Origin of the sequence: Rugamonas sp. DEMB1 (assembly GCF_029834475.1) — a bacterium.
GTDB lineage: Bacteria > Pseudomonadota > Gammaproteobacteria > Burkholderiales > Burkholderiaceae_D > Rugamonas > Rugamonas rubra.
In genome coordinates, this window is sequence record NZ_CP122407.1 from 1782131 (window position 1) to 1796235 (window position 14105).

The 14105-nt window shown below is 68.0% G+C and carries 11 protein-coding genes and 1 pseudogene; 8 read left to right on the forward strand and 4 right to left on the reverse strand.

The genetic code is table 11. The features are described from left to right. The first annotated feature begins 13 nt into the window (after window positions 1-13). The 7 genes and pseudogenes from QC826_RS08165 to ispF all read left to right on the forward strand — a co-directional run bounded on the left by QC826_RS08165 (window position 14) and on the right by ispF (window position 6079). Window positions 14-1510, forward strand: a complete 1497-nt coding sequence (locus tag QC826_RS08165) for an NADH-quinone oxidoreductase subunit M (protein WP_093389574.1) — start codon at window positions 14-16, stop codon at window positions 1508-1510. Window positions 1511-1531: 21 nt separating this feature from the next. Further along, window positions 1532-3016 (forward strand): NADH-quinone oxidoreductase subunit NuoN, encoded by a 1485-nt coding sequence (nuoN, locus tag QC826_RS08170; RefSeq protein ID WP_279765138.1) that lies wholly within the window; start codon window positions 1532-1534, stop codon window positions 3014-3016. A 1-nt stretch (window position 3017) separates the two neighbouring features. After that, window positions 3018-3350 carry a DUF2818 family protein gene (locus tag QC826_RS08175; RefSeq protein ID WP_279765139.1) on the forward strand — a complete coding sequence of 111 codons (333 nt, stop codon included), beginning with the start codon at window positions 3018-3020 and terminating at the stop codon, window positions 3348-3350. Between the two features lie 31 nt (window positions 3351-3381). Further along, window positions 3382-3940, forward strand: a pseudogene (locus tag QC826_RS08180) (NUDIX domain-containing protein). Between the two features lie 102 nt (window positions 3941-4042). Further along, complete coding sequence (locus QC826_RS08185) at window positions 4043-4792, forward strand: hypothetical protein (RefSeq protein ID WP_313872846.1); 750 nt, start codon at window positions 4043-4045, stop codon at window positions 4790-4792. A gap of 23 nt (window positions 4793-4815) precedes the next feature. Beyond that, window positions 4816-5547, forward strand: a complete 732-nt coding sequence (ispD, locus tag QC826_RS08190) for a 2-C-methyl-D-erythritol 4-phosphate cytidylyltransferase (RefSeq protein ID WP_279765140.1) — start codon at window positions 4816-4818, stop codon at window positions 5545-5547. Between the two features lie 28 nt (window positions 5548-5575). Then, window positions 5576-6079 (forward strand): 2-C-methyl-D-erythritol 2,4-cyclodiphosphate synthase, encoded by a 504-nt coding sequence (gene ispF / locus QC826_RS08195; RefSeq protein ID WP_279765142.1) that lies wholly within the window; start codon window positions 5576-5578, stop codon window positions 6077-6079. A 101-nt stretch (window positions 6080-6180) separates the two neighbouring features. Here the strand turns inward: ispF and QC826_RS08200 are convergent, their stop codons facing one another. The 4 genes from QC826_RS08200 to QC826_RS08215 form a co-directional block, all read right to left on the reverse strand. Beyond that, window positions 6181-7971, reverse strand: a complete 1791-nt coding sequence (locus tag QC826_RS08200) for an alkaline phosphatase (RefSeq protein ID WP_279765143.1) — start codon at window positions 7969-7971, stop codon at window positions 6181-6183. A 2-nt stretch (window positions 7972-7973) separates the two neighbouring features. Beyond that, entirely contained in the window at window positions 7974-10445 is a 2472-nt protein-coding gene (locus QC826_RS08205) for a TonB-dependent receptor (RefSeq protein ID WP_279765144.1), read from the reverse strand. An 85-nt stretch (window positions 10446-10530) separates the two neighbouring features. After that, window positions 10531-11511, reverse strand: coding sequence for a FecR family protein (locus tag QC826_RS08210; protein ID WP_279765145.1), 981 nt, complete (start codon window positions 11509-11511; stop codon window positions 10531-10533). After that, a complete protein-coding gene (locus QC826_RS08215; RefSeq protein WP_279765146.1) occupies window positions 11508-12080 on the reverse strand; it encodes an RNA polymerase sigma factor in 573 nt (190 codons plus the stop codon). Before QC826_RS08215 ends, QC826_RS08210 begins: the two co-directional genes overlap by 4 nt. A 787-nt stretch (window positions 12081-12867) precedes the next feature. Here QC826_RS08215 and QC826_RS08220 point away from each other — a divergent pair. Continuing rightward, entirely contained in the window at window positions 12868-13893 is a 1026-nt protein-coding gene (locus QC826_RS08220; protein WP_279765147.1) for a M35 family metallo-endopeptidase, read from the forward strand. Window positions 13894-14105: the final 212 nt, after the last annotated feature.

Below are 14105 nucleotides of genomic sequence, written 5' to 3' on the forward strand. Positions count from 1 at the left end.
GATAACGATAACCATGATGCAGTCAATTTCTACACTCCCTCCCTACCTGAGCCTGGCGATCTGGGTTCCGGTCCTGTTCGGGCTCCTGGTGCTGGTGCTGGGCCGGGACAGCAACGCCGGCCTGGTGCGCGTCGGCTCGCTGGTCGGCGCGGTGGTCAGCTTCCTGACCACCATCCCGCTGATCACCAACTTCGACAACGCCGCCCACGGCATGCAGTTCGTCGAGAAGACGCCGTGGATCGGCCGCTTCAACATCCTCTACTCGCTGGGCATCGACGGCCTGTCGCTGTGGTTCATTCCGCTGACCGCCTTCATCACCATCATCGTGGTGATCTCGGCCTGGCAGGTGATCCAGAAGCGCGTGGCGCAGTACATGGGCGCCTTCCTGGTGCTGTCCGGTCTGATGATCGGCGTGTTCGCCGCCATGGACGGCCTGCTGTTCTACTTCTTCTTCGAAGCGACCCTGATCCCGATGTTCATCATCATCGGCGTGTGGGGCGGCGAGAACCGCGTGTACGCCTCGTTCAAGTTCTTCCTCTACACCTTCTTCGGCTCGCTGCTGACGCTGGTCGCGCTGGTCTACCTGTACAACGTCTCGGGCACCTTCGACATCCTGGCATGGCACGCCTTCAAGCTGACGATGAAAGAGCAGATCTTCATCTTCCTGGCCTTCCTGATGGCCTTCGCCGTCAAGGTGCCGATGTTCCCGGTGCACACCTGGCTGCCCGACGTCCACGTCGAGGCGCCTACCGGCGGCTCGGCCGTGCTGGCCGCCATCATGCTGAAGCTGGGCGCCTACGGCTTCCTGCGTTTCTCGCTGCCGATCACCCCTGACGCGGCGCACTACCTGGCCAACTTCATCATCGCCCTGTCGCTGATCGCCGTGATCTACATCGGTCTGGTCGCGCTGGTCCAGAAGGACATGAAAAAACTGGTGGCCTACTCGTCGATCGCCCACATGGGCTTCGTCACGCTGGGCTTCTTCGTCTTCAACGAGATGGCAGTGCAGGGCGGCATCGTGCAAATGATCTCGCACGGCTTCATCTCCGCCGCCATGTTCCTGTGCATCGGCGTGCTGTACGACCAGGCCCACTCGCGTCAAATCGCCGACTACGGCGGCGTGGTCAACCGCATGCCGAAGTTCGCCGCCCTGTTCATCTTCTTCTCGATGGCCAACTGCGGCCTGCCAGCGACCTCCGGCTTCGTCGGCGAGTTCATGGTGATCCTCGGCGCCGTCCAGTTCAACTTCTGGATCGGCATGCTGGCCGCCACCGCGCTGATCTTCGGCGCCGCCTATTCGCTGTGGATGGCCAAGCGCGTCATCTTCGGCAAGGTCGCCAACCACCATGTGGCGGAACTGAAGGACATCAACGCACGCGAATTCCTGATGCTGGGCGTTCTGGCGCTGGCGGTGCTGGCCATGGGTCTGTACCCGGCGCCGTTCACCGACACGATGCAAACCTCGGTCGCCGACCTGCTCGCGCACGTCGCCCAGACCAAGCTGCCTTAAGAAGAAAACGGAAACGCATACATGAATACCACCAACATGATCCCGCTCTACGCAGAAGTCTTTCTGCTGGTCGCCGCCTCGGCGATCCTGCTGATCGATATGTTCCTGTCCGAGGGCAAGCGTTCGATCACGTACATCCTGTCGCTGCTGACGCTGGGCGTGTGCGCCTGGTTCAGCCTGGCCGACTTCAACGCCGGCACCACGGTCTACACGTTCTCGAACATGTTCGTCTCGGACCCGATGTCGAACCTGCTCAAGCTGTTCACCTACCTGGCCGTGGCCATCACCCTGGTCTACTCGCGCACCTACGCCACCGACCGTGGCATGTTGTCGGACAACCTGGGCGGCGAGTTCTACGTGCTGGCCCTGTTCTCCATGCTGGGCCAGATGGTGATGATCTCGGCTAACAACTTCCTCACCATCTACCTGGGCGTGGAACTGATGTCGCTGGCGCTGTACGCGCTGGTCGCCCTGCGCCGCGACAACGTCAAGGCCACCGAGGCGGCGATGAAGTACTTCATCCTGGGCGCGATGGCTTCCGGCTTCCTGTTGTACGGCATCTCGATGCTGTACGGCGCCACCGGCACGCTGGACCTGACCCTGGTCGCCAAGGCCGCCGCCAGCGGCACCGTCAAACCGACCATCCTGGTGTTCGGCATCGTCTTCCTGGTCGCCGGCCTGGCCTTCAAACTGGGCGCCGTGCCGTTCCACATGTGGGTGCCGGACGTCTACCAAGGTTCGCCAACGGCAGTGACGCTGCTGCTGGGCGGCGCGCCGAAGCTGGCCACCTTCGCCATCTGCATCCGCCTGCTGGTGGAAGGTCTGCTGCCGCTGGCAATCGACTGGCAACAGATGCTGATGGTGCTGGCCGTGATGTCGCTGGCCGTGGGCAACCTGACGGCGATCGCACAGACCAACATCAAACGCATGCTGGCCTACTCGACCATCGCACAAATGGGCTTCGTCCTGCTCGGCCTGCTGGCCGGCGTGGTCGGCACCAATTCGAGCGGTGCCGCCGGCGCCTACAGCGCCGCGATGTACTACGCCATCACCTACGTCATGACCACGCTGGGCAGCTTCGGCGTGATCATGCTGCTGGCCCGCGCCGGCTTCGAGGCGGAAGAGCTGGCCGACTTCAAGGGCCTGAGCAAGCGTTCGCCATGGTTCGCCGTGGTCATGTCGATCCTGATGTTCTCGCTGGCCGGCGTGCCGCCGATGATGGGCTTCGCCGCCAAGTTCTCCGTGCTGAACGCGGTGCTGGGCACCGGCCAGATCTGGCTGACCCTGGTCGCGGTGATGTTCTCGCTGATCGGCGCGTTCTACTACCTGCGCGTGGTCAAGATGATGTGGTTCGACGAGCCGACCGACAACTCGCCTATCGTCGTCAACACCGACATGAGCATCGTCCTGAGCCTGAACGCCATCGGCGTGGTGGTGATGGGCATGCTGCCGGGCTCGCTGCTGAACGTCTGCCTGGACGCGATGCGCAAGACCTTGAACTCCTGAGATGGACGCTTCTTCGTCTAGCTGGTTGGTGATCGCGCTTGCCATGGCGGCCGCCAACCTGCCGTTCGTCAACGACCGCCTGTTCGCCATGCTGCCGTTCAAATCGGCCGCCGGCGACCGGCGCGTGGCGGGGCGGCGCAAGCCGCTGTTCGTCCGCCTGTTGGAGATGTTCGTGCTGTACCTGGTCGTCGGCGCGGTCGGCTTCGCCCTCGAGGCGCGCATCGGCAACGCCTTCCCGCAGACCTGGGAGTTCTACGCCATCACCGGCTGCCTGTTCATCGTCTTGGCTTTCCCCGGATTTGTTGTCCGCTACCTGCGCAAGCACCACGGCTGATACACTATCGTTCTTCCCCAACGGAGTGTGCATGGACAAGCATCTGAAAGAAACCCGCATCGACGGTGAACTGGTCTACAACGGCCATTTCCTCAAAGTGCAGCGCGACACCATCGCGCTGCCAGACGGCAAACACACCGCCCGCGAGTACGTCCTGCACCCGGGCGCCGTCGTCATCCTGCCGCTGCTCGACGACGGCACGGTGCTGATGGAACGCCAATACCGCTACCCCCTGCACCAAGTATTCATCGAATTCCCGGCCGGTAAAATCGACCAGGGCGAGGGCCCCGCTGGCCTGCGCCAAGCGCGAGCTGGAGGAGGAGACCGGCTACTCGGCCACCGACTGGCAGTTCGTCAGCACCATCCACAACGCCATCGCCTATTCCGACGAGCACCTCGAGCTGTACCTGGCGCGCGGGCTGTCCGCCGGCAAGGCCAGGCTGGACGAGGGCGAGTTCCTGGAGACCTTCACCGCGACCATCGACGAGCTGCTGCAGTGGGTGCGCGAGGGCAAAATCACCGACGTCAAAACCGTCATCGGCATTTTCTGGCTGGACAAGCTCCGGTCGGGAGCCTGGAAACTGGAATAATCCATGTCCGTCCGGCCGGCACAGGCTGCGCCGTACTCCGCCCAGGCGCGGACGGGCGCAGTCACGCCTGCCGGGCGGCGCGCGCCGGCCCTGGCTTTGGCCTTGGCGCGCAGCCTGGCCTTGGGCTGGACCTTGGCCTTGGCCATCGGCGCCGATGCCATGGCCGCGCCGGCCGCCGCTGCGGCGCAAGCCAACGCCGCCGTGCCGGGAGTCGGCGCGCGCACGCCGTTCCAGATCCGCTGCGAGGATTCGATCAGCAAGACCGTTTCGGTCCTGTCGGCGCAGCAGAACGGCTACAGCATCGACAACCACCTGTCCTACCGCTCGCTGACGGTGATGAAGGGCTCGGCGCGCGGCAACAGCGTGGTGCTGGGCATCACCCGCACCGAGTCGAAGGTGAAGATCGGCCTGAGCGGGCCGATCCTGCAGGACCCGGTCAGCGGCTACGAGTGCGTCGCGCCGCAGATCAAGGTCAGCCTGTACTACGTGCCGGTGGTGATCTACGTCGGCCGCGAGTTCGAGCCGGGCACCTGCATGTACCAAGAGGTGTTGAACCACGAGCTGCGCCACCTGCAGGCCTACATGGGCCATCTGCCCAAGGTGGAGCTGGTGGTGCGCGAGGCGCTGGCCAAGCGCTTCGAGGCCAAGCCGCTGTACGCGCCGGCGGGCACGGCGATGTCGGCGCTGGAGCACGAGATCGACAGCGGCTGGCTGCCCTTCATCAAGGCCGAGATGCAGAAGGTCGAGGCGGACCAGGCGTTGATCGACACGCCGGAGGAATACGCGCGCCTGAGCAAGGTATGCAACGGCGAAGTCCAGGACATGGTGCTGCGCGGACGGCGCATCAAATAATTCACACCCGAAGCGAGAAGCACATGACACAAACTAGCCAGCCACCACGCTATTTCGCCCTGATTCCGGCGGCCGGCGTCGGTGCGCGCATGGCGGCCGACGGCCCCAAACAATATCTGACGGTGGGCGGCAAGCCGATGCTGCGGCACGCCCTCGATGCCTTCCTGGCCAGCCCCTTGATCGCCCACACCTACGTGGTGGTCAGCCCGGACGACGGCCAGATCGCCGCCGTGCTGCCGCCGGCCGGCGTGACGGCGCTGCGCTGCGGCGGCGCCACCCGCATGGACTCGGTGCTGAACGCGCTGCGCGCGCTGCAAGGCCAGGTCGGCGAGAACGACATGGTGCTGGTACACGACGCGGCGCGGCCCGGCCTGACGCCGGCGCTGATCGCCAAGCTGATCGCCGGCGTGGCCGACGACCCGGCCGGCGGCCTGCTGGCGCTGCCGGTGGTCGACACGGTCAAGCGCTACACAGCGGCCGGCGCGGGCGGGGAGGGCGCGGAGGGCGCGGCGAACGTGGCGACGGTGCCGCGCGACGGCCTGTGGCTGGCGCAGACGCCGCAGATGTTCAGCTACGCGCTGCTGGCGCGCGCGCTGGGCGCCGCCACCGACGCCAAGGCCATCACCGACGACGCCAGCGCCGTCGAGGCGCTGGGCCTGTCGCCGCGCCTGGTGGAGGGCCATCCGCGCAACCTGAAGGTGACGCTGCCGGCCGACATCCGCATCGCCGAGATGTACCTGGCCGAGCCGCAATGACCCACACAACCGAATACGAGACGACCCCATGACCACTTCCACACTTCCCGCACTACCGTTCCGCATCGGCCAGGGCTACGACTGCCACGCGCTGGTGGAAGGCCGCAAGCTGATCATCGGCGGCGTGACCATTCCGCACCACCTCGGCCTGCTGGGCCACTCCGACGCCGACGTGCTGCTGCACGCCATCACCGACGCCATCCTCGGCGCCGCCGCGTTGGGCGACATCGGCAAGCACTTCCCGGACACCGACGCGCAGTTCAAGGGCGCCGATTCGCGCACCCTGTTGCGCGAGGCGGCGCGCCGCGTGCGGGCCACCGGCTACGTGGTCGGCAACGTCGACGCCACCATCATCGCGCAGCGGCCGAAGATGGCGCCGCACATCGCCGCCATGTGCGCCAACGTCGCCGAGGATCTGGGCGTGGCCGCCGGCCAGGTCAACATCAAGGCCAAGACCAACGAGAAGCTGGGGTATCTGGGGCGGGAAGAGGGGATCGCCGCCGAGGCGGTGGCGCTGCTGCTGCGCGCTTAGGAAGGAATAGCGCCGCCCCGGCCGCGACACGCGCGGACGGGGCGGCGGTGATCCGGCGCCGTGCCGTTCGCGCGGCCGGCGCCCGGCGCTTGCGAAGGAGCCTAGCCGCGCGCCGGCGCGACCGGCTGGACTGGCTCGCCCGGCTCGCCCAATTCGCGCCAGGGGCCGACGCCGCCGCTCTCGGCCTTCGCCTCGATGCGCTTGACCACGCTGCAGCCCGGCCGTGGTGCGGCCGGCGCGTCGACGTTGATGAAGTTGGCCTGCACGGCGGCCGGCGTGATCCTGACGTGGATGAAGCCGATCGCCTGTGCGTCGCACCAGTGCACGTCGGGGCTCTGCTCGGCGAGCAGGCGGCCGAAGGGCACGTCCTCCACCTGGATCAGCTCGGCGAAGGTTGGCCCGGTCAGGGTGCTCGACGACACCTCGACGGCGACGCGGCGCTGCTGGTGGTGCAGCTCGTTGGCCCAGGCCATGTGGCTGTCGCCCGACAGCACCACCGTGCGCGCGCCGGTGCGTTCGATCATCTCGTAGAGCCGTTTGCGCTCGGCGCCGTAGCCGTCCCATGAATCGAGGCCGACCATCGGCATCTTGAAGCGGCTCAGTTCGTACATGGCGTTGAGCATCGCCGCCAGGCCGGGCAGGGTGCTGGGCCGCGTCTTGCGGCCGGGCGCGCGCACCCACGGCGTCAGGTCGGGACAGACGGTGCTGGCCATCACCGTCTCGCTGGCGAACAGCACCCAGGGGCGGCCGGCCTTGACCGAGCCGCGCATCTCGCCCTCGACCCAGCGCATCTGCTCCTCGCCGAGCATGCGGCGCTGCGGCGCGTCGAGCTTGCGGCGCAGCGCGGCGGCGTCGGGCACGCGCTTGATGTGCGCCGGGAGCGCCGCCGGCGCCAGCGCCAGCAGGGCCGGATCGCTGACCGGCACGGGGTGCGCCGGGTCGCTGACGTCGAGCAGGCGCCACTCGATGTCGCGCGTCAGGCTCAGCTGCCGGTCGCGCGCCTTGAGGCGGGTCTCCGGCAGGATCAGGGTGGCCAGCTGGCCGAAGGCGAAGCTGCGTTCGACGTCGTAGCGGCGCAGCTGCGGCGCCGGGTCGCGGATCGGCATCCATTCCAGGTAGGCCTGCACGGCGACCGCCTTGCGCGCCTCCCACGGGCCGTCGCGCTCGCTCACGTGGTTCTGCGCGCCGCCGCTCCAGTCGTCGTTGGCCAGCTCGTGGTCGTCCCACATGCAGATCCACGGCGCGCGCGCGTGCGCCGCCTGCAGCGACGGATCGGAGCGGGTCTGCGCGTAGCGGCGCCGGTAGTCGTCCAGCGTGACGGTGTCGTGCGCCGGGTCGGGCAGGTGTACCAGCTGCTCGCGCGTCAGGTTCTTCAGGCCGTATTCGTAGATGTAGTCGCCGAGGAACAGCACGACGTCGAGCCGGGCCATGGCGGCCATTTCGGCGTAGGCGTGGAAGTAGCCGCGGAAGTAGACGGCGCAGCAGCACAGCGCGATGTTGAGTTCGGCCAGCGCGCCCTGCGGCAGCGTGCGCGCGCGGCCCACCGGCGAATGCCGGCCCAGCGCCGTGAAGCGGTAGAAGTAGTCGGTGCCGGGGCGCAGCCCGTCGACTTCGACCTTGACGGTGTAGTCGCGCGCGGCGTCGGTGCTGAAGCCGCCCTCGGCCAGCGGACTGGCGAAGTCGGCGCTGGCGGCCAGCTGCCAGCGGCCGTTGACGGGCTGGCCGGGCGGCGCGTCGGAGACGCGGGTCCACAGCAGCAGGCCGTCGGCGTGCGGGTCGCCGCTGGCGACGCCGTGGCGGAACGGGGTGGCGCCGGGCGCGGCGGCGCGGCCCGGTGTGGCGATGCCCAGCGCGAGGCCGGCACCGAGGAATTGACGTCGATCGTGGCGCATGGTCAGAAGCTCGCAGTGGTGGTCAGGCCGACGGTGCGCGGGGCGGCGCGCAGCAGCGGGGCGGTGGTGGCGGTGACGGTGCCGACGCCGCTGTAGCGGCGGCTGTCGGTGAGGTTCTTGACCCAGCCGGCCAGCGACCAGCGGCTGCCGAAGCGCAGCTCGAGGCGGGCGTCGCCGACGAAGTCGCCGCCGATCGCCTGGAAGTTGTCCAGCTCGCCGTAGTACTTGTCGATCCAGCGCCCGCTCAGGCTCGACACCAGCACGGTGCCGGCGCCGACCGGACGCTGGTAGCGCACCGTCGCCGAGGCGGTGTAGGCGGGCGTGTTGGGCAGCTTGCTGCGCAGCCGGCGGGCGCGTTCCAACGGGTCGTCGGAGGCGACGTCGGCGATGCTGCTGCGCAGCGTCGACACGCCGAGCACCAGGTCGAGGCCGCGCATGGGGCGGGCCACCACGTTCAGTTCGGCGCCGACGATGCTGGCCTTGGCGACGTTGGTGCGCACGCCGGTGGGTATGTTGGCGATGTTGCGCACGCTGCTGGCCTGCATGTCGCGGTAGTCGTAGTAGAACAGCGAGGCGTCGACCTGCAGCGGGCCGTTGGGCAGGTATTTGACGCCGCCCTCGTAGGCGCGCACCGTCTCCGATTGGAACGGCAGCGCCTCCTCGCGCGAGGTGATGGTGGAGCCGTCGAAGCCGCCGGCCTTGAAGCCCTGGCCGAAGGAGGCGTACAGCATGGTGGCCGGGGTGGCCCGGTAGCTCAGCGTGCCCTTGCCGGACCAGCGGCCGTCGCGGAAGTGCTCGTCGAAGTGGACCGGCACCTTGGGGAAGGCCAGCCGGTTGAGCGAGGTGGTGTAGGGGTTCAGGTCGAGCGAGCTGCCGGCGAAGCCGCTGCGCTCGGTGGTGTAGCGCAGGCCCAGGCCGACGCTCCAGTACTGGCCGATGGTTTTGCTCAGGTCGCCGAACAGGGCCTGGCTGTCGCGGCTTTGCCGGTAGTCGGTGGCGTAGACGGTGCGCAGGTAGTCCGACGAGTCGAGCGCGCTGCGCATGTCGACGCTGTCGTGGAAGAGCATCGCGCCGAGCACCCAGTCGAGGCCGCGTTCGGCGCCGTCGAGGTTGCGCAGGCGCGCCTCGAGCAGGCGCTGGTCGACCCGGTCGGCGTAGTCGATGTCGAAGTAGCGGATCGGCTGGCCGTCGTTCCAGCGGTAGCTCTGCTGCAGGTGCTCGTAGCCGGTCAGCAGCGACAGCAGCAGCTCGCCGGGCAGCTCCTGGTCCAGCGTCAGCGAGGCGCCGTGGCTGTCCTTGCGCAGCGCCGGCGTGATGTTGGAGTCGACCGTGTAGGGCGCGTTGGGGGCGAACTTGCCCGAGGCCAGGGTGCGTTCCGGCAGCTGGGCGCCGCCCGACTCGTGGAAGCCGTGCAGGTTGAGCAGCAGGCTGCTGCCGTCCACCGGCTTGAAGGCGATCAGCGCGCGCGCCGCCGAGAAGGCGCTGGCGGCCGACTTGGCGTCGGCCGCCGGCGCGGCGTTCTTGGCGATGGCCGGCGCGGCGCTGACGCCGCCGTAGGCGCCCGGGCCGAGGTTGGTCTGGTAGCCGTCGCTGCGGTCGTAGACGCCGGCCAGGCGCACCGACCAGTGCTCGTCGAGCGGGGTGCCGACGGCCGCCTCGCTGCGCACGTTGCCGTAGTCGCCGACGGTCAGGCTGGCCTGGCCCTCGGTGGCCCGGCCAGGCTTGCGCGAGATGACGTTGATGGCGCCGGCCGTGGTGTTGCGGCCGTACAGGGTGCCCTGCGGACCCTTGAGCACCTCGACCCGGGCAACGTCGAACATCTGGCCGCCGATCAGCGCCGAGGAGCCCATGTAGACGCCGTCGAAGTGTACCGCCGCCGAGGGGCTGCCGTTGGGGCGGAAGTCGTCGTTGCCGATGCCGCGGATGGTGAAGGTCTGCACGGTGCGGCCGCCGACCAGCTGGTTCGACGCCACCAGGCCGGGGGTGTACTGCGACAGCGCGACGAAGTCGTTGACGCCCAGCTCGCGCAGCCGTTCACCGCTCATGCTGAGCACCGCCGAGGGCACCTCGAGCAGGGTTTGCGGGCGCTTCTGCGCGGTCACCGTCACCGTCGCCAGGGCGGTGTCGTCGGCCGCCGTTGCTGCTGTTGCTGCTGCTGCCGGGGCGGCGACGGGAAAAATGACGAAGGCGTTGCCGGCCTCGCGGCGCAGTTGCAGGCCGCTGCCGCCGAGCAGCGCGGCGAGCGCGGCCTCGGCCGGCAGCTGCGCCTTGACGCCGTGGCTGCGCCGGCCGGCGACGTCGTCGAGTTTGTAGATCAGCTGCACGCCCGAGCGGGCGACGAAGCTGTCGAGCGCCGTTTTCAGATCGCCGGCGGCGATGTCGTAGGCCTGCGTCTGGGCCTGGGCCGCGACGCTGACGCTCATGGTGCACAGCAGCGCCAGTGCCGTGTTGCTACCCCATCCTGATGATTTCATGTCCACTCCGTCCGCAGCTTGATTGCTGCTTATGGATGAAGACGTGCGGCGCGCGCCGATCCGCCATGCCGGCGCGGAAAATAGTTCAGCGCGAGACCAGGATCTCGTCGCGCCCGTCGCGCACGGTCAGGCCGAAGCCCTGTTGCAGCAGGCGGGCGAAGGCCTCGACGTTGCCGACCTCGAAGCTGCCGCCGATGCGCAGCTCGGCCGTGGCCTGGTCGACGATGCGCAGGCGCTTGTGGTTGTAGCGGTTGAAGGCCTCGGCGGCCTGGCCCAGCGTCATCTGGTCGAGCACCAGGCGGCCCTGGCGCCAGCTCAGGTCGCGGGCGATCTGCTCGGCGCTCTTGCGGCCGACCAGCACGTGCTCGGCGTCGGCCACCACCAGCTCGTTTTGTCCCAGCACGGTGGCGGCGCCGTCGCGCGGCCGCGCCGCGCCCACCGTCTCGACCTTGACGCGGCCGCCGACCACCTCGACGCGCACCAGGTCCTTGTCGCGCCGCACCGAGAAGCGGGTGCCCAGCACGGTGATGCGCTGCGTGCCGGCCTCGATCACGAAGGGATGGGCCGGGTCGTGGGCGATGTCGAAGTAGGCTTCGCCGCGGTCGAGCCAGACGGTGCGCTGGCGCGCGTCGACGCGGCTGCGCAGCCGCGTGTCGGTGTTGAGCACCAGCTGCGAGCCGTCGGCCAGGCGCACGTTCTGCCGCGCGCCGTGCGCCACCGCGTAGCTGAGCTCCGGCGCGGCGCCGCGCCAGACGGCGGCGCCGCCGGCCAGACCGAGCGCCAGCAGCAGGCCGGCGGCCAGGCGCCAGGCCGGCCGCTGCGGGCGCAGCGGCCGCACGGCCGGCTGCTGCTGCTGCTGCTGCTGCGCTTGCGGCTGTGGCGCCATGGCGCGCAGGCGCGCGGTGTCGCGCCAGACGGCGTCCAGGCGCAGGAAGGCGACGCGGTGGGCGGTGGCGGCGCCCAGCCAGGCGTCGAGTGCGCCCTGTTGGGCGGCGTCCCAGCGCGCGCCGTCGCGCGCCGCGATCCAGTCGGCGGCGCGCGCCTCGATCTCGGCGTGGGAGCTCAAGCGGACTTCAGGCGCTTGCGGCATTTGTTCCCCAGTGTGGCGGCGAGCGCGCCCAGGCCGTCGCCCAGCAGCGCGGTGGCGATGGCGCGTAGCCCCTTCGATAGCTGTTTCTCCACGGTGTCCTCGGTAATGCCCATCGCCTGCGCCACCTCGCGCTGCGACAGGCCGTTGATTCTTCTTAGCTGCACCACCTCGCGGCAGCGCGGCGGCAGCTCCTGCAGCGCCCCTTCCAGCTGGCGCAGCTCGCTGCGGGCGCTGACATGGCGCTCGGGACTGAGCTCGTCGACGGCGAAATCGAGCGTCGCCATGTCGGCCACCGCCTCGATCGACACCACCTTTTCGCGCCGCGCCCGGTCGATCAGCAGGTGGCGCGCGGTGGCGAAGACGAAGGCGCTGGCCGAGCGCGGCAACTCGCGCGCGGCGGCCTCGTAGACGCGCACGTAGATGTCTTGTCGCAGGTCGGCCGCCTCGCTGGCGATGCGACAGTTGCGGCGCAGGTAGCGCATCAGGGCCGGTTCGATCGGCAGCACCGCGCTGACGAACCACTCATCCAGGTCATATTTTGGCACAGGTTTCTCACTCTTTCGCTGGTCGTGTGCAATCGCTCCCAGCCGTTTCAGCCCGGCCGACCATGCCGCCTACCGATCTAGACGAGCGAGCGGCGGCGATCCGCCATGCCGCCGGCGGATTTTTTTTGCATCGTGGGGAGGGCCGCCGGGGCCGGCGCGCGCCTTGGTGGGCGGTCTGGCCGGGCGCGGACGTCGCGCGGGCGGTGGCTTGCATGCGGGTAGCAAGTTACAGGGCAATTGTGAAACGCTGATGACAGCGGTGGCGGCGGCCGGCGAAGTCAAGGCCCGGGCCGGTAAGAAGCCGGCTTGTCTGGCGGAGCGCAGAACGGTATTGCCGACAGGACAGTGGCGTTGTCGTGGTGCAGTAAAACGCCGTAGCCGGCCGGGCGGTGGCGCCGCCGCCCCGCGCGGCTGGGCTTTTCCGTGCATTTCGCCACTTATTTCCTGCTAGTTTCATGGTGTAAATGGAAATTGTTTTGTAGGGAAATGTTAACAATTTATATAAATAGTTTTTGCTCTCCAAGGTATTTTCTTTACATGCTTGCATGATTGGATAACCATTGCTCAATGGGTTCGCTTGTGCAAATGGCATTGTTTGCACGCACGACCCATCAATCCAAAAGTCGTATCGCGCGGCGCGGCGGGACAGTTGCAGGACGTGCGCGGTGACGGTGCGGCATCCACCACTTTCACGGAGGCGAGTATGAATGTGCAGCAGATGTTGAAGCTTGGCGTTTCGGTTGCGGCCATCGCGGCCTGTTTCGGCGCGCAGGCCGGGTCGAATGGTGTGACGGCGACCATTACGCCGGAAAAGAGTGCTCTTGGTTCCAGCGACGACGTGGTCGTCAACGTCACCATCACCAACACCTCGTCCAAGCCGCAGTACATTCTGAAATACCATTTGCCGTCGGCCGACATCACCGAGCCGCTGTTCGACGTGACCCGCGACGGCGTCAAGGTCGCCTACCTGGGCAAGCACTTCAAACGCCGCAATCCGCGCCCGGGCGAATACGACATGCTGCCGGCCGGCGCCTCGCTGAGCCAGCGCGTCGAGCTGAGCGCGCTGTACGACTTCAGCGTCACCGGCGACTACGCGGTGCGCTACCACACCGCCTCGCTCAACCTGTTCAACGAGGCCGGCGGCACCGGGGGCCGTGTCGCGCTCGACGCCGAGGTGGCCCCGGCCAGCGAGATCGGCGAGATCGATTCCGATACGGCCAGCCTGTGGGTGGACGGTGTGCTGCCGCGCGGCGCCGAGCCGCAGGCGTCGCGCTTGCTGGAGTCCATGCGCGAGCAACTGGCCGGCAGCCTGAGCTTCGCCAATTGCAGCGCCTCGCGGCAGAGCCAGATCACCTCGGCGCTGACCGCCGCCAAGAGCATGGCCGCCAGCGGCAGCAGCTATCTGAACGCCGGCACCGTCGGCACGCGCTACACCAAGTGGTTCGGCGCCAACAACGCCAGCCGCTACGCCACCGTCAAGTCGCACTTCACGGCCATCAAGGACGCCTTCGCCAACAAGCCGCTGGTGGTCGACTGCGGTTGCACCGACAGCGCCTACGCCTACGTCTACCCGAGCCAGCCATACAAGATCTACGTCTGCAACGCCTTCTGGCCGGCGCCGACCAGCGGCACCGACTCGAAGGGCGGCACGCTGGTGCATGAGATGAGCCACTTCACCGTCGTCGCCGGCACCGACGACTGGGCCTACGGCCAGTCGGCCGCCGCCAGCCTGGCGAGCAGCAATCCGAGCAAGGCGGTCGACAACGCCGACTCGCACGAGTACTTCGGCGAGAACACGCCGTCGCTGCCGTAGGCGCTTAGCGTGGCAAGGAAAAGCCGGCCCGGTTCGCCGAGCGGGCCGTTCTATTAATCTGTTGAAATTTGACTAGCCGCTTGTTCGGAGTGAACACGCGGCTTTTCTTTGCTTTGACAGCCGTGGTGAATAGGGAAACAATGCGCTTTTCATGTGGCAAGCGAAAGTCCACAGGTCCCAACGCGGATGACCATGCCAGACACTAAGAAGGC

Bases quoted from the DNA above. Each gene is read 5' to 3' on its own strand.
- ispF (WP_279765142.1), top strand. From the start codon at position 5,576: ATGACCACTTCCACACTTCCCGCACTACCGTTCCGCATCGGCCAGGGC.
- QC826_RS08200 (WP_279765143.1), bottom strand. From the start codon at position 7,971: ATGCGCCACGATCGACGTCAATTCCTCGGTGCCGGCCTCGCGCTGGGC.
- QC826_RS08165 (WP_093389574.1), top strand. From the start codon at position 14: ATGATGCAGTCAATTTCTACACTCCCTCCCTACCTGAGCCTGGCGATC.
- QC826_RS08175 (WP_279765139.1), top strand. From the start codon at position 3,018: ATGGACGCTTCTTCGTCTAGCTGGTTGGTGATCGCGCTTGCCATGGCG.
- QC826_RS08205 (WP_279765144.1), bottom strand. From the start codon at position 10,445: ATGAAATCATCAGGATGGGGTAGCAACACGGCACTGGCGCTGCTGTGC.
- ispD (WP_279765140.1), top strand. From the start codon at position 4,816: ATGACACAAACTAGCCAGCCACCACGCTATTTCGCCCTGATTCCGGCG.
- nuoN (WP_279765138.1), top strand. From the start codon at position 1,532: ATGAATACCACCAACATGATCCCGCTCTACGCAGAAGTCTTTCTGCTG.